The sequence below is a fragment of the Ancylobacter sp. WKF20 genome (assembly GCF_029760895.1).
Classification (GTDB): domain Bacteria; phylum Pseudomonadota; class Alphaproteobacteria; order Rhizobiales; family Xanthobacteraceae; genus Ancylobacter.
Genome location: NZ_CP121679.1, coordinates 2,727,026 through 2,750,567, shown reverse-complemented (window position 1 = coordinate 2,750,567; position 23,542 = coordinate 2,727,026). Strand labels below are relative to the sequence as shown.

Below are 23,542 nucleotides of genomic sequence, written 5' to 3'. Positions count from 1 at the left end.
CGGGCTCATGTCGCCCGCGTGACAGGCGGCGATCTATGGGGAGGCTTCAGCTGCGCTTGAGGCCAAGGCTCGCGAGATGCGCGAGGATTTCCCGCGCGGCGTCCTCGGGCGAGGGGTCGACGAGCAGCTTGCCGCCGCCGGCCGCCGCCTGCGTCGCCGCCTTCAGCCGCTCGGCGGCGGAGGCGCCCGCCGCCGCCTTGGCGATCAGCTTCGGGCGGGGGCGATAGGGGCGTTCCTCCACTTCCACCGCCTGCGGGGCGGGAAAACCGGGTGCCGTCTCGATCACCCCGCGTCGGCGGGCGGCGAAGGCGAAGGGTAGCGGCGCGGGCGCGGCGGGATGGACGGTGAGAAGAGCCGGCAGGCGCAGCACCACGCGCCGGCGGGCGCCGCGCGGCAAGGCCTGCTCGACGGCGAGCGTGCCCGCCTCCGGCCCCGCTTGCAGCCCCGCCGCATCGGCGAGGATCGGCCGGCCGAGCGCGCGGGCCAGCGCGTAGGGCAGCAGCCCGGCATCCTCCCCGCCCTGGCCGCTGCGACCGGCGAGAATGAGGTCCGGCGGGTTGTCCGAGAGCGCCGCGACAAGGCTCGGCAGCGGGTCGTCGCCGTCCGCGATCACCCGATGATCGAGCCGCCCGACGCCATGGCCGAGCGCATCCGCGAGCGCGCCAAGCTCCGGCCCGGCATGAAGCGCTGTCACCTCGCCGCCAAGATCGACCGCGAGGCGGAGCGCCTGCAATTCGACCGGCACCGGCGCGGGCTGGCCGGAGACGCGGTGGCGCCCGGCGGAGAGCAGGACGACGATCTTCATGCGTCCTCTCCCGCGAGCAGCCGCAGCAGCGCCGGCATCACCTGCTGCGCGTCGGCGACGATGGCGAGGCCGGCCCGCTCGATCATCGCGGCGTGCAGATCGGTGTTCACCGCCACCACATGCTCGCAGCCGGTGATGCCCTGCAGGTGCTGCGGCGCGCCGGCAATGCCGAGGGCGAAATAGCAGCTCGCCGTCAGCACCGTGCCGGAGGCGCCGACCTGCGCGGCGCGCGGCATCAGCCCGGCATCGCACACCATGCGGCTCGCGCCGGGCGTGGCATGGAGCGCGGTGACCAGCGCGCGGAAGGCGTCGAAATCGGTGATGCCATTGCCGGCGGAGACGACGAATTCGGCCTCCGCCAGCGCCACGGTCGCCGGGTCGGCGGGAATGAACGCCGCCGCCAGCACCGCGCTAGGGGCGCGCGGCGGAAAGGTGAAATCGAGCGTAGCTGCTTCATGCAGCGTGCCGGCATGGGGCGCCACCGCGTCGGCGGCGAGCGCAATGAGCCGCGGCGGGGCCCGGCGCTGCTCGGCCTTGCGGGCGCGGGCGGCGCGGGTCACAGCTTTCGTCGACAGGCTCTCCGCCCCGGCGAACAGCGCCGCGCCAGAGAGCGCGGCGACGCGCCGGGCGAGATCGCCACCATCCGCGCTGTCGGGGAACAGCGCATGGCGCAGCGAAAGCCCGTCCAGCACGGCGGCGACCGCTTCGGCCTTCGCCTCGGGATCGTAGCCCGCGACGGGCAAAGCGAGCACGCGGTCGATGCCGGCGGCGCCGAACTCCTCGGAGGGTGCCTCCACCAGAGCAATCACCGCCCCGCCGCCGTCATCCGCCAGCAGCCGCGCGGCGCCGATCACCTGCCGGTCATGCGGGGTGAGCCGCCCGCCCGGCACATCCGGCACCACGGCGACGAGAAAAGCCGGCTCGGCAATGAGGCGCAGGCGCGGCGCCGCCTCGGCGACGGCTACCGGCGCAGCGGCCACGGCCGGCATGACACTCGCGACGCGCTGCGTGCGGTCGAGCCGGCGGCGCAGCGTGCCCGGCACGAGCTGCTGGTTCGTCTCCGCGCGCGGGTCACGGTGCAGGCGGGTGGAGAGCGTGGGCGTCGCGGCTAGGTCGAAGCGCGGGCGGGCGGCACCGCCCAGGCGATGGGCGGCGCGCTCCGCACGTGGGTCGCGGCGCTGGCGCGTCATGCGAGCACCTGCGCGGCCCGCACCGTCGCGTCGGGCGCCTTCACAGGGGCGGCCTCGACCGCCCGCAGCACGAGCTCGGCAATGTCAGCGACGTCCGGCCGCTCGCCGGTCACGCCTTCCAGCATGGCCGAGCATTGCGGGCAGGCCACCGCGACAATGGCCGCGCCCGTCGCCGCCGCCTGACCCATGCGAATATCCGGGATGCGGCGTTCGCCCTCAATGTCGGAGACCGGCGCGCCGCCGCCGCCGCCGCAGCACATGGAGCGTTTGCCGGAACGTTCCATTTCCAGCCGCGTGAGCCCGAGACGGTCGAGCAACCGGCGCGGCGCGTCGATCTCGCCATTGTAGCGGCCGAGATAGCAGGGGTCGTGATAGGTCACGCGCGCCTCGGTGAGCGCGCCCACGGTGAGCCGCCCGCCAGCCACAAGCTCGTCGAGGAAGGCGGTGTGGTGCACCACCTCATATTCCCCGCCAAAGGCCCGGTATTCGTTGCGCAGCGCGTGCAGCGCGTGCGGGTCGGCGGTGAGGATGCGGGTGAAGCCATAGCGCGCGAGCGTGCCGATATTCGCGCGGGCGAGGCGCTGGAAGGTGGCTTCGTCCCCCAGCCGGCGCGCGAGGTCGCCGCAATCGCGCTCCTCCGGGCCCAGCACCGCGAAATCGACGCCCGCCTTGTGCAGCAGCGTCACCAGCGCGCGAAGCGTGCGGCCATAGCGCAGCTCATAGGCGCCCTCGCCGAGCCAGAGCAGCACCTCGGCCGGGCCCTTTTCCGCCGGGCGGGCGGCGATCAGCGGCAGGGTCAGCCCGGCCGCGAAATCGGTGCGCGCGGCGAGCGGGCGGCCCGCCGTCTCATCGGCATAGCGCAGCTCCATCAGCGGCGGGGCGGCCTTGAGGGGGAGGGCGCCGAGCTCCAGCGTCTGGTAGCGGCGCAGATCCACGATGGCATCGACATGCTCGATCATCATCGGGCATTCCTCGACGCAGGCGCGGCAGGTGGTGCAGGACCACAGCGTATCCGGGTGGATCATCGCCCCGGCGCCGACCAGCGGCAGTGCCGGCCCGCCGACGCCCGCCACAGGCCGCGCATTGGGATAAGGGCTGCCGGCATAGGCGGCGTTGCTGGCGTTCGGCTCGATGGCGGTGGCGAGATCCTGAATGAGCCGCTTCGGGTTAAGCGGCTGGCCGGCGGCGAAGGCCGGGCACGCCGTCTCGCAGCGCCCGCACTGGATGCAGGCATCAAAGCCGATCAGCCGGTTCACCGGAAAATCGGCGGGGGTGGCGGCACCTAACCGGGGCGCGTCGAGATCGAGCGCGGCGAGTGCGGTGGCGCGCTCGCCCTCGAAGCGGCCGGGACGGGGGTGCAGCACCAGATGGGCGGCGCCGGCAAAGGCATGGCGCATCGGTCCCCGGTCGATCTGCAGGACGAGGCCAATTCCCCCGGCGGTGGCAAACACGAATCCGAGCCAGCCGAGCGGGGCGAGCGGCGGGAGCACGCCGGCGAGCGCCACCAAGAGCCCGCCGCCCGTATAGGCCGCGAGATAGAGCGGCAGGCGCTGGAAGCGTCCGCCGGATAGCCGTGCCGGCTTGTTCGGCAGGCGGCGCCGCCCGACCATGAACCCGCCCGCCAGCGCGGCGGCGAAGGCGAGGGCGACGACGACCCAGAACAGGCGGGAGGCACCGAGCGCCGGGATGAGGCCGGCAAGGGCGAGCAGCGAGCCGCCGAGCAGCCCGCCGGCGGCCAGCGCATGCATGCGCGCGGCATAGGGGTCGCGGCCGACGACATGGTGGACATCGACGAGGTAGCGGCGGGGCAGAGCCTTCAGCCCGGCGATCACCTTCACTGCACTGACTGCACTGATCGTCCACCCGACTGCACTGACTAGTCGCGCCTCAGACCCGCTTTTCCAGAGCCGCACGCGCCGCCCCACCAGCCCCGCAGCAATGGCGGCGAGGGCCAGAATCAGCAGCGAAAAGGCGGTCCCGGCGGGGATCATGCCGCGCGTCCTTCGTCAGAGATCTTTGCACAGACGCAAGGAATCATAGAGCGCGGCGTGGATGTTGCGCCCGGTCCAGGCATCGCCCACGCGGTAGAGCGCGAAGCCTTCCTGCCCCGTCCAACGCTGCGGACGGCCGGCGATGAGGGCGTCTAGATCGGTCTCGCCATCATTCACCGAGCGGCTGCGCAGGCTCTGGAACAGCCCCTCGACCGGCAGCGTGCCGTAATCGACGACCACCCGATCCACGACGCGTTCTTCTTCCGCGTCGGTCATGGTGTTGCGCAAAGCGGCGATCAGCCGGTTACCTTCGGGGTAGACCTCGATCAGCTCCATATTCGGCGTCATCACCACGCCGAGCTTGTAAAGCTCACGCAAATGAATGGGTTGGTTGGTGGTGCCGACCTCCTGGGCGATCTGCAGATCATGCGTCGCCAGCTCCACCAGGCAGCCCTTCTTGGCCAGCGCCTCGGCCGTGGAGGCGGCGTTATGGCCGCCGATCTCGTCGTATAATAATACCGTGCCGGTGGGCTCCACCTTGCCGGTCAGCACGTCCCAGGTGGAGACCACATGCTCATGGCCCTTGGCGTGGCCGGCATTGGGCAGGCCGCCCGTGGCCATGATGACGACATCGGGGTTCTCCGCCAGGATCGCCGCCTCGGTGGCCTCGGTGCCGAGCCGGATGTCGACGCCCTTCTTTTGCACCTGTGCAAAGAGCCAGCGCGGAATGCCCGACAGCGCCTCGCGCCAGCCGGCCTTGGCGGCGATGTTCACCTGCCCGCCCGGCACGTTCTCCTTCTCGAAAAGCACCACCGAGTGACCGCGCTCGGCGCAGACGCGGGCCGCCTCGAGCCCGCCGGGACCTGCGCCAACCACCACGACCTTGCGGAATTCAGAAGCCTTTTCAATGACATGAGGCATGGTCGCCTCACGTCCCGTGGCGGCATTCTGCAGGCAGAGCGCGTCGCCGCCGACATAGATGCGGTCGATGCAATAGCCCGCGCCGACGCATTGGCGGATGTCGTCGTCCCGCCCTTCCATCAGCTTCTTCACCAGATGGGGGTCAGCGATATGCGCCCGCGTCATGGCGATCATATCGACATGCCCCTCCGCAACGGCGCGGGCGCCGGTCGCAAGGTCGGTCACGCGCTGGGCGTGGAAGATCGGCACCTCCACCTCGCGCTTGATCGCGCTCGGCAGATAGAGGAAGGGCGCGACCGGAAACGACATATTCGGCAAGGAGATAGCGTGGGCGATATGGTCGCGCGCCTGCCCGCCGACGATGTTCAGGAAGTCGACGAGACCGCGCCTGGCATATTCGGAGGCGATGGCGACGCAGTCCTCATGGCTCAGCCCGTCGGCGATCAGCTCGTCGCCCGACATGCGCATGCCGATGACGTAATCATCGCCCACCGCCTCGCGCATGGCTGAGAGCACCTCGATGCCGAAGCGCATGCGGTTCTCAAGGCTGCCGCCATATTCGTCGGTGCGCTCATTGATCGAGGGCGACCAGAACTGATCGACCAGATGGCCATGCGCCGCGGAGATCTCGCACCCGTCCAGCCCGCCCTGTTTGCAGCGCCGCGCCGCATCGGCGAAGCTCTTGATAACACGGCGAATATCGTTCTTGTCCATGGCCCGCGGCACGGTGCGTGAGGCGGGCTCGCGGCGGGCCGAGGCGGAGATGGTGGGGAACCAGTTCTCGGTGTCCCACTTGGTGCGCCGGCCCATATGGGTGAGCTGGATCATCAGCTTGGCGCCGTGGCCATGCACCCGGTCGGCGAATTGCTGGAAATAGGGGATGACGCTGTCATCGGCGACGGAGATCTGCGCCCAGGGCGCCGCCGGGCTGTCGATGGCGACCGAAGAGGAGCCGCCGAACATGGTCAAGCCTATGCCGCCCTTGGCTTTTTCCATGTGGTAGAGCTGGTAGCGCTCCTGCGGCTTGCCGTCCTTGCCATAGCCCGGCGCGTGCGAGGTGGACATCACCCGGTTGCGGATGGTGAGGCCCTTGATGGTCAAGGGTTTCAGCAATGCCTCGGCATTGGCGATCATGGCGGGCGCGCGCTCCTAGAGTCTCGGGTTCCCGGTCCCGATCATCAACGATACGTCGCATTCGCCCCAGCCGAACAGAAGATTTGCGCCACGCCATCGGTAGCGTTGCGACTGTCCCCTTAGCGGAAGGCAATGCGCAGCGCGGAGGGGCCGGCCAGGGCGAAGACCAGCAGCGCCAGTGGCACCGAGAAGATGAAGCCGGCATAGCTGAAGCCGAGCGCGCCGACGATGCCGCCGAGGAAGAAGCAGCCGAGGAAGTAGCTGAGAAGTTTCAGCTTTTCGCGATCCGCCAGCACCAGCGGGCGCTCCGTGCCGCGCCGGCGGTGGTTGGAATAGACGAGCTTGCCGAGTTCGATGCCGATATCGGTGACGATGCCGGTCATGTGGGTGGTGCGGATCTTGGCGCCGGACAGCTTGGTCACCGTGGCGTTCTGCAGCCCCATGATGAAGCAGAGCACCGCCACCTCGACGCCGAGCGCCAGCGAGGAATGGCGCGTGTAGCTGCCGAGGAGGCCGAAAGCGAGCAGCAGCAAGGCTTCGAGCGTCAGTGGCAGCGCATATTCGCGCCCCGCGTGATGCAGCCGACCCCAATTGACCAGGATGGCCGACGTCGCGGCGCCGAACAGGAAAGCCGCCAGCGCCCCACCGCCCGCCAGCACAAGGTCGGTCGCGCCCAGCACCGCATGATCCGCCGCCGCCGAGATGATGCCGGACATGTGCGAGGTGTACTGCCCGACCGCCAGCAACCCACCGGCATTGGTGGCGCCGGCGACGAAGGTCATGGAGAGGCCGAGCCACGCATCCGCCACGGGGGTGCGCTCAGGCGCCAGCACGCCGGCGGCGAGGTCGGAATAGCGGGCGGCGAGGTGACGATAGCCGGTCGGCTTCACGGGCATGTTCATCGCGGGCAGCGCGGGTCAAGACCGCGTCCTCGGCAGAGACGGGGCGAAGTTCCCCGAATTCCTTTGTAATACCAGATGCTGCGCCGCGCCATAACAGGCAACGCTTACTCGGCAACGCTTACTCCGGGGCGGCGCTTGTCTTCCTCTCGCCGTGCCGTTCCGCGCTCGGCGGGCGGCCGAAGCGGCGGGCATAGGCGGTGGAGAAATGCGCCGCCGACTGGAAGCCGCAGGCGAGGCCGACATCGGTCACCGGCAGCGGCGACAGGCGCAGCAATTCCCGCGCCCGCTCCAGTCTCAGCCCGAGATAATAGGCCGCCGGGCTTGTGCCGAGATGGCGGCTGAACAGCCGCTCAAGATGGCGGGGCGACACATCGAGTCGCTGGGCGATATGCCGGATGTCGCTTGGCTGCTCGATCGCCCCCTGCATGAGCCGGACGGCGCGGGCCAGCGTCGGGTCGGGCAGGGACGGGCGCGGGCGCGCCTCGCTGCGGCCCGCGCGAGCGCCGTCACGCCGCACGATGAACTGCTCGGAGACGCGATCCGCGAGACCGCGCCCGCCCCGCGCCTCGACCAGCGCCAGCATCATATCGAGAGGTGCGATGCCACCGGTGCAGGTCAACCGGTCGCGGTCGATGACGAAGGCGTCCTCGACGAAGCCGACATCGGGGAACTCCTCGCGAATGGCGGCGAGGTTCTCCCAGTGCACGGCGCAGCGGTAGAAATCGAGCAGTCCCGCCTCCGCCAGCACGAAGCTGCCGGTGCAGAGCGCGCCGAGCGCCACGCCGCGCCGGGCGAGGCGCCGCAGCGTGTCGGCCACGGCGGGGCTCGCCGCATGACGCACATCAATGCCACCGCAAACCAGCAGCAGGTCGAGTGGTCCGGCCTCGTGCAGCGCCACGGTGGGCGAGAGCGTCAACCCGTTGCTTGCGGCGGCCGGCGCTCCGTCGAGCGTCACGATGCGCCAGGCATAGGTGTCGCTCTCGGCCACGTAATTCGCCATGCGCAACGCCTCCAGCGCGTTGGCGCAGGCGATCATCGAATGGTTCGGCAAGGTGAGGAAGCCGATGCGGGTCAGGGCGGAGAGGTCGATCACCGGATCATGTCCTGTTGCCGCCGGTTGCTGAGCGTGACTGTAGCAAGGCACCGCGCAGAAATACCCCGGCACGGTCATGGCCGGGAACGAATGCCGCCGCAAAAATGTCCGGCCCCGCCGACGAAATGAAGGCGATCCGCCGCGAGGGCGATTCACCAGGGAGATCTATCCCCATGCGCCACACTTGGTCTTCACTCACCGCCTTCCAGGCCTGGTTGCCCGGCCGCGTGCTGCTACCGGCCGGATTTGCCGTGCTCGTCGCCGTCAGCATCTATCTGGTGGGCGATGGACGTGGCTATGAGCGTGCGATCAGCGAGGCGGTTGCGCCGAAGAATGCCGCGCAGGTGGTGACAACCGATCCCGTCGACGATCTCTCGGCCGCGAACCTCGCCAAGACCGATCGGCTGGACATCCCCGTGCTGCTGCGGGCGATCGAGCCGGAGGCGGTCTACAAGCCGCCGCAGGCGCATGCGGCGGCGGCCAAGCCGGCCAAGTCGGTGGCGGCGACGGAAATTCCGGCGGGTGTCGAGCGCTTCGACCAGTGCGGGGCCGGCTGCGAGACCCGCGACCCGATGATCGTGCGCACCTCCTATCCGGTGGGACCCGCCGCAACGCCCTTCGTCGCGGCACCCACGGCCGAGCCGGCGCCCAAACCGGAAGAGGCTGGTATCCTTGGCTTGCCGCCACTGCCGGGTCCGGGTGAGATCGTCGACCGCACGGTCAAGGGCACCACTGCCGCCTATGACGCGGTGAAGGATGGCGCCGTCTCGACCTATGACACGGTGAAGGGCGCGCTTGGCGAGGCCTTCGGCCTGACGCGCTGAGACCTCAGCGCGTCAGATGAGACGCCTGACACTTCAGCGGTCGACCACCAGATCGCTGGTCGGCTTGGAGCAGCAGAGCAGCGCCATGCCGGCGTCGATCTCGCGCTGGCGGATGCCGCCGCCATGCTTCATGTCGACAGTGCCCGAGACGACCTTGGACTTGCAGGTGCCGCACAGCCCCTTCGAGCAGGAGGACGGCAGCCGCACGCCCGCGCGTCGCGCCGCATCAAGCACGAACATGTCGGAGCGGCACTCGATGGTGCGCTTCTGTTTGGCGAACTCGATGGTGTAGCTCGCCACTGGCGGCGCCAGCGCGTCCTGCACCGCTTCCACCGCCTCGGCGATCGAGACGTCGGCCGCGACATCGGGTTCGGCCTTGGCCAGCTCGGCGAAGTCGAAGCTTTCCTCATGGTGGCGGGACATGTCGAATCCCGCGCCCTTCAGCATCTCCCGCACCGCCGCCATGAAGGGCGAGGGGCCGCAGACGAAGATTTCGCGCTCCTTGAAGTCCGGCGCGATATGGTTGAGCAGGCCGAGGTTCAGTCGGCCGCGCAGGCCGTGCCAGGGATTGAACGGCCCATCGGCCTCGCAGACCGGCGCGAAACGGAAGCTGCCGCGCTGGTTGCGCGCCATCATCTCCAGCTCGCTGCGGAAGATGATGTCATCGGGCGAGCGCGCCGCGTGGACGAAGACGAGGTCGCGCGGTTCGCCAAGGTCATGGAAGGTGCGCGCCATCGACATCAGCGGCGTGATGCCGGACCCGCCCGACAGGAACAGATAGCGCGGCGTCGGCGAGGGCGTGCCCTGCGTGAAGCAGGAGAAATCGCCCATCGGCCCGACGGCGCGCAGCTCGCCGCCCACCTTCACATGGTCATGCAGGAAGTTCGACACCGGCCCGCCCGGCACGCGCTTCACCGTGATGGCGAGCGTGTGCGGGCGCGTCGGCGCCGAGGCGATGGTGTAGCAGCGGTTGATCGCCTCGCCATTGATCGAGAGGTCGAGCGTCAGGAACTGGCCCGGCGCGTAGCGGAAGATGCAGGGCTCCTTCGGCGCGAGCACGAAGGTCTTCACATCCGCCGTCTCGTCGCGGATCTCGCGGACGATGAGCACATCGTCCGCTTCCGGGTTCCACTCAGGCAGGTTGCCGGCGAGGCGCAGCGCCGCCGGATCGGGCGACGGCGTGGGTGTCAGCGCGTCCATCATCAGCGGCCGACATGCTCGGCCATGCGGCCAATGTACCAGTTGCAGAACTTGTCCACGAGCATCTCGGTGTGCGGGGAGTACGGACCGGGCTCATAGGCCGGGCTGCGGGCACCTTCCTGGCAATAGCCGACCAGCGTCGAATCCTGGTCATTGGTGGCGTCCCATACGGCGGTGAGATTCTCGATGTCGTAATCGACACCCTCGACCGCGTCCTTATGAACAAGCCATTTGGTGCGCAGCAGTGAGCGCTCGGCGTCGAGCGGCAGCACGGAGAACACCACGGCATGGTCGGACATGAAGTGGTGCCAGGAGTTCGGCTGGGTCCAGAAATGCAGCGCGCCGTGCTTGGGATCGTTGATCTTGCCGAGCAGCTTCTTGCAGGCGGCCTTGGTGTCGTTGGTGTGGCTCTCGCCGTCGCCCGCCAGCGGCAGACGCTCGGTGCGGAAGCCGGTCACCATGTCGTCGAGGTGCTCCATCATGGTTGACGGGAAGCCGCAGCTCTCCCATTCGCGGTGCGAGGTGGTGACCAGCTTGGCGTACTCTTCGGCTTCCTTGCGGCCATGCTCATCGAGCTCCTCCGGCGCGAAGCCGAAGCCATAGGCGAAGAGCGGCACGGTCAGCTCGGGGTGATTACCGGAGCAGTGGTAGCACTCGCGGTTGTTCTCCATGGTGAGCTTCCAGTTGCCTGGCTCGATGATGTCCTTCTCGAAAGCGACCTTGGCGTTCTTCAGGTCGTGCGGGGCGAGATAGGGCGCCATCTTGGCGGCCATCACATCGAAATCGGCCGGCGCCTCCTCGGAGAGGCAGATGAAGATCAGGCCTTCCAGCGAGCGGCAGTGGATCGGCTTCAGGCTGTGGCAGCCCATGTCGAAGCCCTGGCCCATATGCTCGGCGAAGAGCAGCTTGCCATCGAGGCCGTAGGTCCAGGAGTGATAGCGGCAGACGAGATTGCCGACCGTGGTCTTGTAGTCGAGAACGAGGCGCGCGCCGCGGTGGCGGCAGACATTGTGGAAGGCGCGGACTTCATTGTCGTCGTCGCGCACGATGACCACGGCGGTCTTGCCGATGTCGAGCGTCATGGCATCGCCCGGCTCCGGCACGTCCGGCTCGACGCCGACAAAGATCCAGTGGCGGCCGAAGATCACGTCCATATCCGCCTCGAAGATTTCGGGGCTGGTGTAGAACGGAGCTTCCAGGCTGTAGCCGGGTTTGCGGCGGCGGATGAGCGCTTTCAACGGGGTCTGCGTGCTGTCGAGCATCGGTCTGTTCTCCCTCGCGGGTGAGCCCCGCTGTCGTCTGGAATTGTTCGACGGAACGGGAGACGAGACTTTCACGCATGCGACAGCCGCTTTGCTGCAAGCGACATTCGGGCGAGGAGCCCGCGCGCGGCGGCCCCCTGTCCGGTGTGAGCCTCACATGGCCGGCAGAATGGCGATGTCGTGCACCTTGCCGGACACCCCGCCGATCATCCCGACCACTGTCGCCTTGCCGCTGGCGAGATCGACCCGGTAGAGCGTGCCGTCGGCCATCAGCCAGCCCTCACTCGTGCTGCCGGCCGGGATGTCGAACGCATAGGAGCCGGCACTGACACCCAGCTTGCCGACGGAATTCAGCAGGCCATCATTGGGCGGCGCCTGCTTCACCAGCGTGCCGGCGGCCGCGTCGACATCGAACAGCGCGGTTTCCTTGGCGCCCTTCACCGAGTTGGTATAGGCGCCGGCGACGACCTTGGGCGCCATTGCCTTGTTCATGTCAGCGTCGGCGTATTTCAGCGCGCCATCCTTGGTCACCTTGCCGTCATCGACATTGGCCCGAAGATTCGTGCCGTCGCTGCCAATGACGCGCAGCCGGTCGGCGACCGGGTTGAAGTCGACCGTCGCCACAGTGCCGGCGGGCAGCATCGTGTCGAGCTTCGACTTGGGGCTGGTGGCGCCGCTCATGGGGTTGATGGTCACGAGCGTGCCGTCGTCGAACAGGCCGTAAAGCATGCCATCGGCCGGGCGCACGTCGATGCCGACGAGCTTGCCCGTCCCGGCGATCTTCATCGGCGCGCCCGCCTTGGCGGCCTTCACATCCACGATGGCGATGCTGTTGCCATCAAGCAGGGCCGCGACCGACTGGGCGCTGGCGGCGGTCGTGGTCATCGCCAGTCCGGCGACGGCGATGGCGATCATCGTGCGGTTCATGGGGCGTACTCCGTTGAAGCCGAACTGAGGTCGGCAGACAGAGCGGCTACACGCCGGTCTCCGGCACGGACGCAGAGGGATGCGAAAAAATTCGCGCAGCTGCATCCGCGGCGCTTCCTCCGGCGTAACGCAAACAGAGCAACCTTGCGGAACCCGCTGGTGACAACCCTCACGCGCATCGCCCCGGACGGCGTCGAAGACGAACTCGCCGAAGCGTTGCGCGGCTGCGCGCGCGGCGAGCGGGCGAGCCTTCACCGGCTTTACGAGCATCTGGCGCCGAAGATGACGGGTGTCGCGCTCCGCATGCTGCGCCGGCGCGACCTTGCCGACGAGGTCGTCCACGACACATTCCTGCGCATCTGGGAAAAGGCCGGGAGCTTCGATCCGGCGCGCGGCAAGGCCTCCACCTGGGTTTTCACCGTGTTGCGCAACACGGCGCTCAACGTGCTGAGGGGCGAGCGGCGCATCGAACTGGTGGAGGATTACGACGCCATTGAGCCCGCCTCGGAAGAGGCGGACGCCGAGAGCCTTCTGGTGGCGCTGTCGGAAACCAGCGCCTTGAAACGCTGCCTTGACCGACTTGAGCCCATGAGGCGGCGGGCGATCCTTCTCGCCTATCTGCGGGGCCTGACCCATGGCGAACTGGCCGGCCGGCTCGGCGTGCCGCTCGGCACCGCCAAGGCCTGGATCCGCAGGAGCCTTCGCACGCTCAAGGACTGCCTGACATGAGCCCGCAGGAGCGCGAGCGTCTCGCCAGCGAATATGTGCTGGGCCTTCTGGATCCCGAGGAGGCGCGGGACTGCGAGGCGCGGCTTGCGGGCGATGAACGCCTTGCCGCGCTGGTGGAGGAATGGCGCGAGCGGGTGGCCGAACTCGACGCGACCGCGCCCTTCGTCTGTCCGGATCCGGCTCTATGGTCGCGGATTGAGGCCTCATTGCCGGCGCGGGCTATGAGCGCCATCGAACCGACGACGCGGCCGATTTCCGGCACGCGCGCGACGCAGCGCAAGCAAGGCGCGCCCTGGTGGAACAGCCTTCCTCTCTGGCGCGGTGTTGGCCTCGCCGCTTGTGCCGCAACCGTGCTGCTGTCGGTAGGCATCGGGTATGTCGCCCAGAAGGCGGCGCAGGCCCCGGTCCTGGTGGCCGTGCTTCTGTCCGACCAGAACCAGCCGGCGGCGGTGGTCAACGCCTTCCGGGATGGACGCACGGAGCTTCTGGCGCTGAGCGAGCTCAGGGCGCCGGAAGGCAAGTCGCTGCAGGTCTGGACCCTGTGGGACCGCACGCGCGGCCCGGTTTCGGTCGGGTTGCTCAATGCCCTACAAACCATCCCGCTCAACGTGGATGGCCTGCCGCAGCCGGCGGCCGATCAGCTCTATGAAGTGACGCTGGAGCCGGCCGGTGGATCGCCGACAGGACGGCCCACGGGGCCGATCCTGATGAAGGGCAATGCGAGCCCGACGGGCGCGGGGATTTGACGGCCCGATCAGTCGAACAGCCGGCTCGCCGCGATGCTCTGCGTCGCCGGACCCGGCGCGCGGGCGCGGGCGTCGGAGGGCGTGAAGCCGTGCTGCGCCTTGAACTGGCGGGAGAAATGCGCGCAGTCCGAGAATCCGGCTTCGAGCGCGATGTCGGTCACCGAGCGGCCGGTGGTGTCGAGCAGGAAGCGCGCATAGCGCAGCCGCAGCCGCCGGTAGAACTCCGCCGGGCGTTGGCCCATGATGGTCTGGAACAGGCGCTCGAGCTGGCGCGTCGACAGATGCAGCCGGCGGGCGATGTCGGCGATGGGCAGGGGATCGGCGAGGTGCTGCTCCATCAGCAGCAGCGCCCGGCGCACGCGGTCATCCGCCACGAGATCGGCAATGGGTGGGTGCGGCTGAGATTCGGTGCCGGGCCGCTGGCGGTCGAGCAGCAGAACGTGGCGGCTCTTCTGCGCCACGGAGCGGCCGAGGAATTTCTCCACCAGGGCGGTCGCGAGGTCCGCCGCCCCGCCGCCGCCGGCGCAGGTGATGCGGTCACCGTCGATCACGAACAGGCGGTCGGCGACCGGCGTGTGGTGGGGGAACTCGTCGAGGAAATCCTGATAATGGTACCAGGACACGCAGCAGCGGCGTCCGGTCATCAACCCGGCGCGGGCCAGCACGAAGCTGCCCGTGCACACGCCGACCAGAGAGACACCGGCCCGCGCGGCGCGCTTGAGATAGGCGATGCTCTCCTCGTCAAGCTGGCTGCCGCCATGCAGAAGCCCGCCGACGACGATGATGTAGTGGAAGCTCGACGGGTCCGCGAGCGGCCCCGACGGCGAGACGGTGACACCGCAGCTGGCGCGGATCGGTTCCGGCCGTGATGCCATCACCTGCCAGCGCGCGAGGATGGGGCGCGAGCGGTCGCCATCATCAGCGGCGAGGCGGAACTGGTCCACCATCAGCGAGAAGGCGGACAGGGTGAAGTTGTCGGTGAGGATGAAGCCGACATTCAAGGCGGGCGCGGCCGCCGTGCTGGTGGCCGCCATGGTGCCGAAAGGGGTGGGTCGCTGCTGGGTCATGGCTTGCTCCGGATCACAGCATAGCAAATTTGCTGCATGTCTTAGCAAGACCGGTGCCGTCCCGGCGGTGCGCTTCGGTTTCTTCAGCATTCCGGGAGGTTCACCGCGAGGCCGCCGAGCGAGGTTTCCTTGTATTTCGAGGCCATGTCGCGCCCGGTCTCGCGCATGGTGACGATGACCTTGTCGAGCGAGACGATATGCGTGCCGTCGCCATGCAGCGCCAGCGAGGCGGCATTCACCGCGCTGATGGCACCAAAGGCGTTGCGCTCGATGCAAGGCACCTGCACCAGCCCGCCAATGGGATCACACGTCATGCCGAGGTGATGCTCCATGCCGATCTCGGCGGCATTCTCGACCTGCGCATTGCTACCGCCGAGCGCGGCGGCAAGGCCCGCCGCCGCCATGGAGCAGGCGACGCCCACCTCGCCTTGGCAGCCGACCTCGGCGCCGGAGATCGAGGCGTTCATCTTGAACAGCGCGCCGATGGCGGTGGCGGTGAGCAGGAACTGATGCATCCCAGCGCGGTTCGCACCCGGACAGTGATCGCGGTAATAGCGCAGCGTCGCCGGCACGACGCCGGCCGCGCCATTGGTCGGCGCTGTCACCACGCGCCCGCCGGCGGCGTTCTCCTCATTCACCGCGATGGCGTAGAGGCTCACCCAGTCCATCACCTCATGCGGCGTTTTGGAGTTCCGGGCGATGAGCGTGTCGCGGATCGCCTTGGCGCGGCGCTTGACCTTCAGCCCGCCCGGTAGTTCGCCGGAGGTCGAGATGCCTCGGTCGATGCAAGCCATCATGGTGTCGATGACGAGATCGAGATGGCGCTCGACCTCCGCTGCCGGGCGGCGCGCCTGCTCATTTGCGCTCATCATCTCGGCAATGGAGAGGCCAGAACGCTCGCCCTGCACCAGAAGATCGCGCGCGTTACGGAACGGGTAGGGATTGGGTATGTCGCCTGTGGTGGCAGCGGGCGCACCGACTTCCGCTTCCGGCACCACGAATCCGCCGCCGATGGAGCACCAGCGCTCCTCGACGAGCAGCGCCCCCGAGGCGTCGAACGCGCGGAAGGCCAGCGTGTTGGGATGCTTGGGCGCGGCCGCGTGCCCGTCGAACAGGATGTCGGCCCCGGCCTCGAATGCAATGATTTGCGTGCCGGCGAGAGTGAGGCGCCGTGCGTCCATGACCTCGGCGACGAGGGCGTCGGCGCGGTCGGGGTCGATGGTCTGCGGGCGCTCGCCAGCGAGGCCCAGCACGACGGCCTTGTCGGTGCCATGCCCCTTGCCCGTCCAGGCCAGGGAGCCGAACAGGGCGGTTTCGACGCGGGTGACACGCTCAAGAAGCCCGGCCGAGGCCAGGCCATCGGCAAAGGTCGCGGCGGCGACCATCGGCCCCACCGTGTGCGACGAGGAGGGCCCGATGCCGACCTTGAAGAGCTCGAACGCACTGATCATCGACGCTGCCGCCCCCGCCTGCCGCTGTCGCGGTCTGTTCTTGGTATCACGCCCTCAGGACCGGATCGTTGCCGGCCGGCGTCAGTCCAGCTCGCGCCGGCCCTCTTCCAGCAGGTTCCAGACATAGGGCGCGAAGGAGCGCCAGACGTCGATGCGGAAGGTTTCCGACCCGGTGCGCGAGAGCACGATTTCCGCCTTGTGGAACAGGGTGCGGGTGCACATGCCAACCGGGAACCGCGCGAGATCGAGCGGCAGCGGGCAGCCTTGGTTGAGCACAAAGGCCGCCTTAGGGCCGGTCAGTTCCAGTCCGACGCTGCGCGAGGACACATCCACGAGCGAATGCGGGACGCCGGCGGTGGCGGCTTCGATGGCGGCCGCTATCGGCGCGGCGTCGGCGCCCGGCGCGAGCAGAATCCACTCGTCCGGCCCCAGCCACAGCGCCGAGCGGTGCTCATTGGTGGTGAAGCGGCAGGCCTCGCGCGGCAAGGGCACGCCAAAGGCGTCCCCCGCCGGGCCGATGGCGCCCTCGCGCCCCCGGAAGGCGAGGCGTGCAGCTGCCGGCAGGGCCTTGAGCGAGGCCGTGGCGCGACGGGGTGATCGGGCGGCAAGCGCCGCGAGCGGATCGGCGGAGACGGGCATGGTCCGGATCCCGGTGGGGGAAGAGGTCTCAGGCATTCAGGCGCTCTCCCTTGGGGTCGTAGAACATAGGCTCGACCACCTCGACCTCGATCACGCTGCCGGGCATGGGCACGGCGAGCTTCTGGCCGATGCGTCCGCGTCCGCCCTTGATGACGGCGAGGGCGATGGACCGCCCGAGCACCGCGCTGTGATAAGCCGACGTCACATGGCCGAGCATCGGGACTGGCACCGGTGCGCTGGCGTCAGCGACGATCTGCGCGCCTTCCTCCAGCACGGTGGCCGGATTGGTGGTCAGCAGGCCGACAAGCTGCTTGCGGTCCGGCGCGGACATCGAGCTGCGGGCGAGCGAGCGCTTGCCGACGAAGTCCTTCTTCGCCTTGCCGACCGCCCAGCCGAGATTGACGTCGTCCGGCGTGGCCGTGCCGTCGGTTTCCTGGCCGACGATGATGTAGCCCTTCTCGGCGCGCAGGACGTGCATGGTTTCCGTGCCATAGGGCGTGATGCCGAAGCGCTCGCCGGAGGCATAGATGGCCTCCCAGATGAAGCGGCCATATTCCGCCGGCACGTTCACCTCGAAGCCGAGCTCACCGGTGAAGGAGACGCTGAACAGCCGGGTCGGCACGCCGCAGATATGCCCCTCCCGCACGCTCATATGCGGGAACGCGTCCTTCGACAGGTCGATCCCCTCAACCAGCGGTTCCAGCACGGCGCGGGCATTCGGGCCCTGCACGGCGATCACCGCCCATTGCTCGGTGGTGGAGGTCAGCCACACGTCGAGGTCGGGCCACTCGGTCTGGAGATAATCCTCCATATGGGCGAGCACGCGCGGCGCGCCGCCGGTCGTGGTGGTGACATGGAAGCGGTCCGGCGCCATGCGGCCGACCACGCCGTCATCCATCACGAAGCCATCCTCGCGCAGCATCACGCCGTAGCGCAGCCGGCCCGGCTCAAGCTTCGCCCAGGCGTTGGTGTACATGCGGTTCATGAATTCGGCGGCGTCCGGGCCGACGATTTCGATCTTGCCGAGCGTCGAGGCGTCGAACATGCCGACCGAAGCGCGCACCGCCTTGCACTCGCGGGCGACGGCGGCGTGGAGATCCTCGCCGGCCTTGGGGAAGTACCAGGCGCGTTTCCATAGCCCGACATCCTCGAAGGCGGCGCCGTGCTCGGCCGCCCAGTCATGGATCGGCGTCTTGCGCACCGGATCGAACAGGTCGCCCCGCGCCTCGCCGGCGAAGATGCCGAAGGTGGTGGGGGTGAAGGGCGGGCGGAAGGTGGTCAGCCCGATCTGCGGCACGGGCGTCCCGAGCGCCTCGGACACGATGCCGAGCGCGTTCATGTTGGACGTCTTGCCCTGATCGGTCGCCATACCGGTCGTGGTGTAGCGCTTCACATGCTCGATGGAGCGCATGCCCTCGCGGGTGGCGAGCTTGATGTCCTTGGAGGTGACATCGTTCTGCCAGTCAACGAAAGCCTTGGCGAAAGCCGGGTTTCGGTTGTGCGGGGTGGCGCCGATGAAGCCGTCATTGCCGAGGTCCGGCGCTTCGGCCTTGAAGGAACGGGACGAGGCGCCGTTGACCGGCGTCACACCGCGCTGCGGCGAGGCGGTGTCACGCGCCGCCTTGGTGGCGGCCTCGCCAGCGGCATAGCCGTCTTCCAGCACGGCGTTGAGCCCATAGACGCCCCGGCAGGCGCCGGCAGAGCGCTCGCGCTCGACCGAGGTGCCCGGCAGATAGGACCCCGACGCGGCGTCCCAGACCAACTTGCCGCGCGACTGGGAGAACAGGTGCAGGCTGGGGGTGTAGCCGCCCGACATCAGCACCGTGTCGCAGGCGATGGTCTCGGAGCGACCGACCTCGCCGCCGGATACCTTGGCAAGATCGGCGGACGAGACACGCAGACGACCGGACGTGCCGGTGACGACGGTGCCCGGCCGCACATCGATGCCGGCGGCAAGGGCGCGGCTGGGGAACTCGCCATGAAGCTCCCGGCGCAGATCCGCGACGGCAGCGATCGTGACGCCTGCAGCCTTGAGCTCCAGCGCGGTGCGATAGCCGGAATCGCAGGCGGTGAAGATAACCGCCCGCTCGCCGGGCTTGGCGCCATAGCGGCTGACATAGGTACGGCCGGAATCGGCCAGCATCACGCCGGGCCGGTCATTGTCGGGGAACACCAGCGGGCGCTCATGCGCACCTGAGGCGATCACCACTTCGGTCGCGCGCACCTGCCAGAGCCGTTCGCGCGGCAGATCGCGATCGGGCGCGGCGAGGTGCTCTGTGACCCTCTCGGCCAGCGCGATCATGTTGTGCGGGAAGTAGCCGAAGGCGGTGGTGCGCGGCAGAAGCGTAACGTTCTCATGCTTCGACAGGCTCGCCAGCGTGTCGGCCAGCCAGGCTTGCCCCGGCTTGCCCTCGATGGTCGCGCCGACTTCCGCCAGCAGCGAGCCGCCGAGTTCCGCCTGCTCGTCGCACAGGATCACCCGCGCGCCGCTCTCCGCGGCTGCCAGCGCCGCCGCGAGGCCGGCCGGGCCGGCGCCGACGACCAGCACGTCGCAGAACGCATAGTTCTGGGTGTAGCGATCGGGGTCGGGCAGGGTGGGTGCCTTGCCGAGGCCCGCCATGGCGCGGATCTTCGGCTCGTAGAAGCGCTTCCACGCCCCCGCCGGCCACATGAAGGTCTTGTAGTAGAAGCCGGCCGGCAGGAAGGGAGCCGCAAGATCGTTGATCGCGCCGGCATCGAAGGCGAGCGTCGGCCAGCGGTTCTGGCTCTCCGCCTTCAGCCCCTCATAGATTTCCACCTGCGTCGCGCGCAGGTTCGGTGCGGCGCGGGCGCTGTCGCGGGCGACGTCGACCAGCGCGTTCGGCTCGTCCGACCCGGCCGAGATGATGCCGCGCGGGCGGTGATATTTGAACGAACGGCCGACGAGATGAACGCCATTGGCGATCAGCGCCGAGGCGAGCGTATCGCCCTTGTAGCCGCTATAGGTCTTGCCGTCGAAACGGAAGGAAACAGGCGCCGAGCGGTCGATGCGCCCGCCGGACGGGGTGCGGAAGCGGTTGGTCATTTCGCCTGTTCTCCCGCGATATCCGGGCGCGTTTCGCCGGCCTTGTAGGTGACGACGAAGAAGTCACTCACCGTGTCGCGCACCGCGTTGAAGAAGCGGCCGCAGCCATGGACGTGCCGCCAGCGCTCGGCGTGCAGGCCCTTGGGGTTGGTGCGGTTGTAGAGGAAGTCGGCCCATTCCTCGTCCGTGAGGGTGGACGGGTCGGCCGGGCGGGCGATGTGCGCCTCGCCGCCATAGCGGAATTCCAGCTCGGGCCGGGCGCCGCACCAGGGACAGGTGATGATGAGCATCGCGTCCTCGCTCAGTGCGCAACGGCGGCCGCGGCCGCCTCGTCGATCAGGAAGCCGTCGCGGAACCGCTCCAGCGTGAAGGGGGCATTGATCGGGTGCGGCGCGTCTTTCGCGATGGTGTGGGCGAAGACATTGCCGGACCCCGGCGTCGCCTTGAAGCCGCCCGTGCCCCAGCCGCAATTCACATAAAGGCCCGGCACCGGCGTCTTGGCGATGATGGGCGAGCGGTCCGGCGTCACATCGACGATGCCGCCCCAGTTGCGCAGCATGCGCAGGCGACGGAACTGCGGAACGAGCTCGCAGATGGCGTCGAGCGTGTGGGTGGTGATGTGCAGCGCGCCGCGCTGGGAATAGGAGGTGTAGGCATCCGTACCGGCGCCGATCACCATCTCGCCCTTGTCCGACTGCGAGATATAGGCGTGGATGGTGTTGCTCATGACCACCGTCGGGAAGGCCGGCTTGACCGGTTCCGACACCAGCGCCTGCAGCGGGTAGCTCTCCAGCGGCATGCGCAGGCCGGCCATCGCCATCACCACGCTGGTGTGGCCGGCCGCGGAGACGCCGATCTTCTTCGCCTTGATGAAGCCGCGCGAGGTCTCGACGCCTTCCACCGCGCCATCGACGCCGCGCCGGATACCGGTGACCTCGCAGTTCTGGATGATGTCGACGCCGCGCGAATCCGCCGCGCGGGCGAAGCCCCAGGCCACCGCGTCATGCCGCGCCGTGCCGCCGCGCCGCTGCAACGCGCCGCCGAGGATCGGGTAACGCATCGAAGAGATGTTCAGCGGCGGGCAGAATTCCTTGCACTGCTCGGCGGTGAGCCACTCATTGTCGACCCCGTTCAGCCGGTTGGCGTGAACATGGCGCTTGAAGCTCTGCACGTCATGGATGTTGTGGGCGAGCATGAGCACGCCGCGCGCCGAATACATGACGTTATAGTTCAGATCCTGCGACAGACCTTCCCACAGCTTCACCGAATGCTCATAGAGCGCGGCGCTCTCATCGAACAGGTAGTTGGAGCGCACGATCGTGGTGTTGCGGCCTGTATTGCCGCCGCCGAGCCAGCCGCGCTCCAGCACCGCGACGCGGGTGATGCCGTGCTCCTTCGCGAGGTAATAGGCTGCCGCGAGGCCATGGCCGCCGGCGCCGATGATGATGACGTCGTATTCCGGCTTGGGCTCGGGATTACGCCATTGGGGCTGCCAGCTCTTGTGGCCGCCGAGGGCGCGGCGGAAGAGTTCGAGGCCGGAGAATTTCTGCAAATTTGCCTCCGACATGACGTCGTCTGACCGATGATGTTCCATGGTCGCGCGCTGGCTCGAAACAGGCGAGCATTGTTTCGGCGCAGTCGTTGAACGGATGCGACACGAGATGCGACAGCCGATGCCGCGAGGGCGTGTAAAGCTGATCACGCGGAGGTTATCGGCGGCACCGGCTTTTCCTTGCGGAAGCCATGATGCGTGCCTACCTCCGAAGCGACTCTTTGAGAACAGGATCCCCAATGTTCAACAGCGGCAGCTTCGACGCCAAGCGCCTTCTCGACCAGTTCCTCTCGCCGCAAACCGGCGCCGGCGGCGTACCCGCCCCCACCGGTGGCACCGCGCCAACCGGAGGGTTCCTTGGCAGCCTGTCCGGCGTTGCCGGCGCGCTGGGCCAGAAGGGTGGCACCGGCGGCGATTTGCTGAGCCAGGCCAAGGGCTATTTGTCGAATAATGGCGGCTCGCTCGCCTCGGGCGCGGCGGCCGGTGCGCTGGTCTCGCTGGTGCTCGGCAACAAGTCGGGCCGCAAGGTGGCGAAGAATGCCGTGGCTCTCGGTGGCCTCGCCCTCGTCGGAACCCTCGCCTACAAGGCCTATCAGAACTATCAGCAGGGCGGTCAGCCGCAGCAGGCGGCGACACCGCTTCCCACCCATGGCGCCAGCCTGCCGCCGCCGGATTCGCCCTTCAACCCGGCGCAGGCCGACCGTACCCAACTCCCGCTGACCCTGCTGCGCACGATGATCGCCGCGTCGCTCGCCGACGGGCATATTGACGAGCAGGAGCGGGTGGCCATCACCGCCAAGCTGAACGATCACGGCGCCCAGCTCGACGAAGCCGAGCGGTTTCTCACCGCCGAACTGGCCAATCCTGCGACGGTTGAGACGCTTGCGCGCGAGGTCACCACGCCGGAAGAGGCCGCCGAGGTCTATCTCACCGCGCTGCTCGCCATCGAGGCGGATACCAGCTCGGAGCGCGCCTTCCTCGCCCGGCTGGCCATGGCGCTGAAGCTCGATCCTGCCTTGACGCCGCATCTTGAGGCCGCGGCCCGCTCGGCCAAGCAGGGCTGAGGCGCGTTCGCGAAGCGTTAAGGTTAAGCGCTCCTTAAAGTTTCGCTGCGATTCTGCCGCCCAACGACGTCTGCCGGAGATATCTCCGGCACCGCGGGAGTGGGTGTATGCGTAATGTCGGGGCTCTGTGCGCAGCAGCGAGGGTGACCGCCCGAGCCGTCGGCATCCTGTTGCTGATGAGTACGGGCGTTTATGCGGCTGATCTTGGCACGGAGGCTGACGATTTACTGGCGAAGGCGCCGGTGATCGACGATGAGAGCGGCTGGTATCTGCGCGGCGACATCGGCTATGTCATCAACGAGGTGCCAGACGGGTCGCAGCTCGATTTCGCACCCGCGACGGCGCCCCACATCGACGATTCCTGGCTGATCGGCCTTGGTATCGGCGCGCGGCTGAGCGACTGGCTCCGTGTCGATCTTACCGCGGATTATCGGGGCCAGGCGGCGACAAGCACCGGCGATCTGAGCGCCGATTTCAGCGCCGCAACGGCGCTGGCCAATGTCTATATCGACCTCGGCACGTGGAAGGGCATCACCCCCTATGTCGGCGCCGGTGTCGGTGCCGGCTATGTTTCGCTTGCCGACATCGAGTGGCTTGGCGCCGATATTGGCGACCGGGATGGCTGGGGGCTCGCTTGGGCGCTGATGGCGGGTGTCGCGGTCGAGGTGGCGCCGCGTTGGCAGGTCGATGTCGGCTACCGCTATCTGAGCCTCGAGAATGTCGACCTCGGCGACGCCGTCTCGGACATGCAGCAAAGCGCCCATGAGATCAGGCTCGGCGCCCGCTACATGCTGGACTGACGGAGCGGCGCACGGTCGAGCGACTTCCTCTGGCCGAACCGTTCCCCCGGGCGGTGCCGGTTTGACCGCTGAATGCGGATGCTGGCAAAGCTGAAAATCCACTTGCGCGATGAGGGGGGCGGGAGTACATCCCCGCTCGGGCTACCCTTCCCCACCGAAGGGCACCCATCTGGAAGGATGG

20 protein-coding genes are annotated in these 23,542 nt (G+C 68.4%); 5 read left to right on the top strand and 15 right to left on the bottom strand.

Translation table 11 applies throughout. The features are described from left to right. Positions 1–46: 46 nt before the first annotated feature. From AncyloWKF20_RS12735 to AncyloWKF20_RS12710, 6 genes are all read right to left on the bottom strand, one after another. Positions 47–805, bottom strand: coding sequence for an electron transfer flavoprotein subunit beta (locus tag AncyloWKF20_RS12735; protein ID WP_279314418.1), 759 nt, complete (start codon positions 803–805; stop codon positions 47–49). Continuing rightward, on the bottom strand, positions 802–1,995 hold the full coding sequence (locus AncyloWKF20_RS12730) for an electron transfer flavoprotein subunit alpha/FixB family protein (RefSeq protein ID WP_279314417.1): 1,194 nt from the start codon (positions 1,993–1,995) through the stop codon (positions 802–804). The genes AncyloWKF20_RS12735 and AncyloWKF20_RS12730 overlap by 4 nt, the downstream gene beginning before the upstream one ends. After that, positions 1,992–3,986: a DUF3483 domain-containing protein gene (locus tag AncyloWKF20_RS12725; RefSeq protein ID WP_279314416.1), complete on the bottom strand. Its 1,995-nt coding sequence runs from the start codon at positions 3,984–3,986 to the stop codon at positions 1,992–1,994. The genes AncyloWKF20_RS12730 and AncyloWKF20_RS12725 overlap by 4 nt, the downstream gene beginning before the upstream one ends. Positions 3,987–4,001: 15 nt before the next feature. Continuing rightward, positions 4,002–6,041, bottom strand: coding sequence for an NADH:flavin oxidoreductase (locus AncyloWKF20_RS12720; RefSeq protein WP_279314415.1), 2,040 nt, complete (start codon positions 6,039–6,041; stop codon positions 4,002–4,004). A gap of 119 nt (positions 6,042–6,160) precedes the next feature. Then, positions 6,161–6,943, bottom strand: a complete 783-nt coding sequence (locus AncyloWKF20_RS12715) for a YoaK family protein (protein WP_279314414.1) — start codon at positions 6,941–6,943, stop codon at positions 6,161–6,163. A gap of 118 nt (positions 6,944–7,061) precedes the next feature. Then, complete coding sequence (locus tag AncyloWKF20_RS12710; RefSeq protein WP_279314413.1) at positions 7,062–8,036, bottom strand: GlxA family transcriptional regulator; 975 nt, start codon at positions 8,034–8,036, stop codon at positions 7,062–7,064. A 173-nt stretch (positions 8,037–8,209) separates the two neighbouring features. Between AncyloWKF20_RS12710 and AncyloWKF20_RS12705 the strand changes: the two genes are divergently transcribed. Next, the gene (locus tag AncyloWKF20_RS12705) at positions 8,210–8,860 is read left to right on the top strand and encodes a hypothetical protein (protein WP_279314412.1); all 651 of its coding nucleotides are present in this window, start codon (positions 8,210–8,212) and stop codon (positions 8,858–8,860) included. A gap of 33 nt (positions 8,861–8,893) precedes the next feature. Here AncyloWKF20_RS12705 and AncyloWKF20_RS12700 read toward each other — a convergent pair whose 3' ends face one another. From AncyloWKF20_RS12700 to AncyloWKF20_RS12690, 3 genes are all read right to left on the bottom strand, one after another. Next, on the bottom strand, positions 8,894–10,060 hold the full coding sequence (locus AncyloWKF20_RS12700) for a hybrid-cluster NAD(P)-dependent oxidoreductase (RefSeq protein WP_279317962.1): 1,167 nt from the start codon (positions 10,058–10,060) through the stop codon (positions 8,894–8,896). Positions 10,061–10,062: 2 nt separating this feature from the next. Further along, complete coding sequence (locus tag AncyloWKF20_RS12695; protein ID WP_279314411.1) at positions 10,063–11,322, bottom strand: aromatic ring-hydroxylating dioxygenase subunit alpha; 1,260 nt, start codon at positions 11,320–11,322, stop codon at positions 10,063–10,065. Between the two features lie 153 nt (positions 11,323–11,475). Next, entirely contained in the window at positions 11,476–12,249 is a 774-nt protein-coding gene (locus AncyloWKF20_RS12690; RefSeq protein WP_279314410.1) for a DUF4394 domain-containing protein, read from the bottom strand. Positions 12,250–12,408: 159 nt separating this feature from the next. Between AncyloWKF20_RS12690 and AncyloWKF20_RS12685 the strand changes: the two genes are divergently transcribed. Together AncyloWKF20_RS12685 and AncyloWKF20_RS12680 are read left to right on the top strand one after the other, a co-directional pair. Further along, a complete protein-coding gene (locus AncyloWKF20_RS12685; RefSeq protein ID WP_279314409.1) occupies positions 12,409–12,978 on the top strand; it encodes a sigma-70 family RNA polymerase sigma factor in 570 nt (189 codons plus the stop codon). Then, positions 12,975–13,724 carry an anti-sigma factor gene (locus AncyloWKF20_RS12680; protein ID WP_279314408.1) on the top strand — a complete coding sequence of 250 codons (750 nt, stop codon included), beginning with the start codon at positions 12,975–12,977 and terminating at the stop codon, positions 13,722–13,724. The genes AncyloWKF20_RS12685 and AncyloWKF20_RS12680 overlap by 4 nt, the downstream gene beginning before the upstream one ends. Before the next feature lie 8 nt (positions 13,725–13,732). Here the strand turns inward: AncyloWKF20_RS12680 and AncyloWKF20_RS12675 are convergent, their stop codons facing one another. From AncyloWKF20_RS12675 to AncyloWKF20_RS12650, 6 genes are all read right to left on the bottom strand, one after another. Then, entirely contained in the window at positions 13,733–14,791 is a 1,059-nt protein-coding gene (locus AncyloWKF20_RS12675; protein ID WP_279314407.1) for a GlxA family transcriptional regulator, read from the bottom strand. Between the two features lie 83 nt (positions 14,792–14,874). Further along, positions 14,875–16,242, bottom strand: coding sequence for an L-serine ammonia-lyase (locus AncyloWKF20_RS12670; protein ID WP_279314406.1), 1,368 nt, complete (start codon positions 16,240–16,242; stop codon positions 14,875–14,877). A gap of 81 nt (positions 16,243–16,323) precedes the next feature. After that, the gene (gene soxG, locus AncyloWKF20_RS12665; protein ID WP_279314405.1) at positions 16,324–16,881 is read right to left on the bottom strand and encodes a sarcosine oxidase subunit gamma family protein; all 558 of its coding nucleotides are present in this window, start codon (positions 16,879–16,881) and stop codon (positions 16,324–16,326) included. A 28-nt stretch (positions 16,882–16,909) separates the two neighbouring features. Further along, positions 16,910–19,945 carry a sarcosine oxidase subunit alpha gene (locus AncyloWKF20_RS12660; RefSeq protein ID WP_279314404.1) on the bottom strand — a complete coding sequence of 1,012 codons (3,036 nt, stop codon included), beginning with the start codon at positions 19,943–19,945 and terminating at the stop codon, positions 16,910–16,912. After that, on the bottom strand, positions 19,942–20,235 hold the full coding sequence (locus AncyloWKF20_RS12655) for a sarcosine oxidase subunit delta (protein WP_279314403.1): 294 nt from the start codon (positions 20,233–20,235) through the stop codon (positions 19,942–19,944). Before AncyloWKF20_RS12655 ends, AncyloWKF20_RS12660 begins: the two co-directional genes overlap by 4 nt. A gap of 11 nt (positions 20,236–20,246) precedes the next feature. After that, entirely contained in the window at positions 20,247–21,497 is a 1,251-nt protein-coding gene (locus AncyloWKF20_RS12650) for a sarcosine oxidase subunit beta family protein (protein WP_279317961.1), read from the bottom strand. A 239-nt stretch (positions 21,498–21,736) separates the two neighbouring features. Here AncyloWKF20_RS12650 and AncyloWKF20_RS12645 point away from each other — a divergent pair, with 239 nt between their 5' ends. Both AncyloWKF20_RS12645 and AncyloWKF20_RS12640 read left to right on the top strand, forming a co-directional pair. Beyond that, positions 21,737–22,561, top strand: coding sequence for a tellurite resistance TerB family protein (locus tag AncyloWKF20_RS12645; protein WP_279314402.1), 825 nt, complete (start codon positions 21,737–21,739; stop codon positions 22,559–22,561). 143 nt (positions 22,562–22,704) lie between these two features. After that, positions 22,705–23,361 (top strand): porin family protein, encoded by a 657-nt coding sequence (locus tag AncyloWKF20_RS12640; protein ID WP_279314401.1) that lies wholly within the window; start codon positions 22,705–22,707, stop codon positions 23,359–23,361. Positions 23,362–23,542 lie beyond the last annotated feature (181 nt).

What these genes read in the sequence shown, in the direction of transcription:
- AncyloWKF20_RS12735 (WP_279314418.1), bottom strand. Translation starts at nt 805, where the DNA reads ATGAAGATCGTCGTCCTGCTCTCCGCCGGGCGCCACCGCGTCTCCGGC.
- AncyloWKF20_RS12730 (WP_279314417.1), bottom strand. Translation starts at nt 1,995, where the DNA reads ATGACGCGCCAGCGCCGCGACCCACGTGCGGAGCGCGCCGCCCATCGC.
- AncyloWKF20_RS12725 (WP_279314416.1), bottom strand. Translation starts at nt 3,986, where the DNA reads ATGATCCCCGCCGGGACCGCCTTTTCGCTGCTGATTCTGGCCCTCGCC.
- AncyloWKF20_RS12720 (WP_279314415.1), bottom strand. Translation starts at nt 6,041, where the DNA reads ATGATCGCCAATGCCGAGGCATTGCTGAAACCCTTGACCATCAAGGGC.
- AncyloWKF20_RS12715 (WP_279314414.1), bottom strand. Translation starts at nt 6,943, where the DNA reads ATGAACATGCCCGTGAAGCCGACCGGCTATCGTCACCTCGCCGCCCGC.
- AncyloWKF20_RS12705 (WP_279314412.1), top strand. Translation starts at nt 8,210, where the DNA reads ATGCGCCACACTTGGTCTTCACTCACCGCCTTCCAGGCCTGGTTGCCC.
- AncyloWKF20_RS12700 (WP_279317962.1), bottom strand. Translation starts at nt 10,060, where the DNA reads ATGGACGCGCTGACACCCACGCCGTCGCCCGATCCGGCGGCGCTGCGC.
- AncyloWKF20_RS12695 (WP_279314411.1), bottom strand. Translation starts at nt 11,322, where the DNA reads ATGCTCGACAGCACGCAGACCCCGTTGAAAGCGCTCATCCGCCGCCGC.
- AncyloWKF20_RS12690 (WP_279314410.1), bottom strand. Translation starts at nt 12,249, where the DNA reads ATGAACCGCACGATGATCGCCATCGCCGTCGCCGGACTGGCGATGACC.
- AncyloWKF20_RS12680 (WP_279314408.1), top strand. Translation starts at nt 12,975, where the DNA reads ATGAGCCCGCAGGAGCGCGAGCGTCTCGCCAGCGAATATGTGCTGGGC.
- AncyloWKF20_RS12675 (WP_279314407.1), bottom strand. Translation starts at nt 14,791, where the DNA reads ATGACCCAGCAGCGACCCACCCCTTTCGGCACCATGGCGGCCACCAGC.
- AncyloWKF20_RS12670 (WP_279314406.1), bottom strand. Translation starts at nt 16,242, where the DNA reads ATGATCAGTGCGTTCGAGCTCTTCAAGGTCGGCATCGGGCCCTCCTCG.
- soxG (WP_279314405.1), bottom strand. Translation starts at nt 16,881, where the DNA reads ATGCCCGTCTCCGCCGATCCGCTCGCGGCGCTTGCCGCCCGATCACCC.
- AncyloWKF20_RS12660 (WP_279314404.1), bottom strand. Translation starts at nt 19,945, where the DNA reads ATGACCAACCGCTTCCGCACCCCGTCCGGCGGGCGCATCGACCGCTCG.
- AncyloWKF20_RS12655 (WP_279314403.1), bottom strand. Translation starts at nt 20,235, where the DNA reads ATGCTCATCATCACCTGTCCCTGGTGCGGCGCCCGGCCCGAGCTGGAA.
- AncyloWKF20_RS12645 (WP_279314402.1), top strand. Translation starts at nt 21,737, where the DNA reads ATGTTCAACAGCGGCAGCTTCGACGCCAAGCGCCTTCTCGACCAGTTC.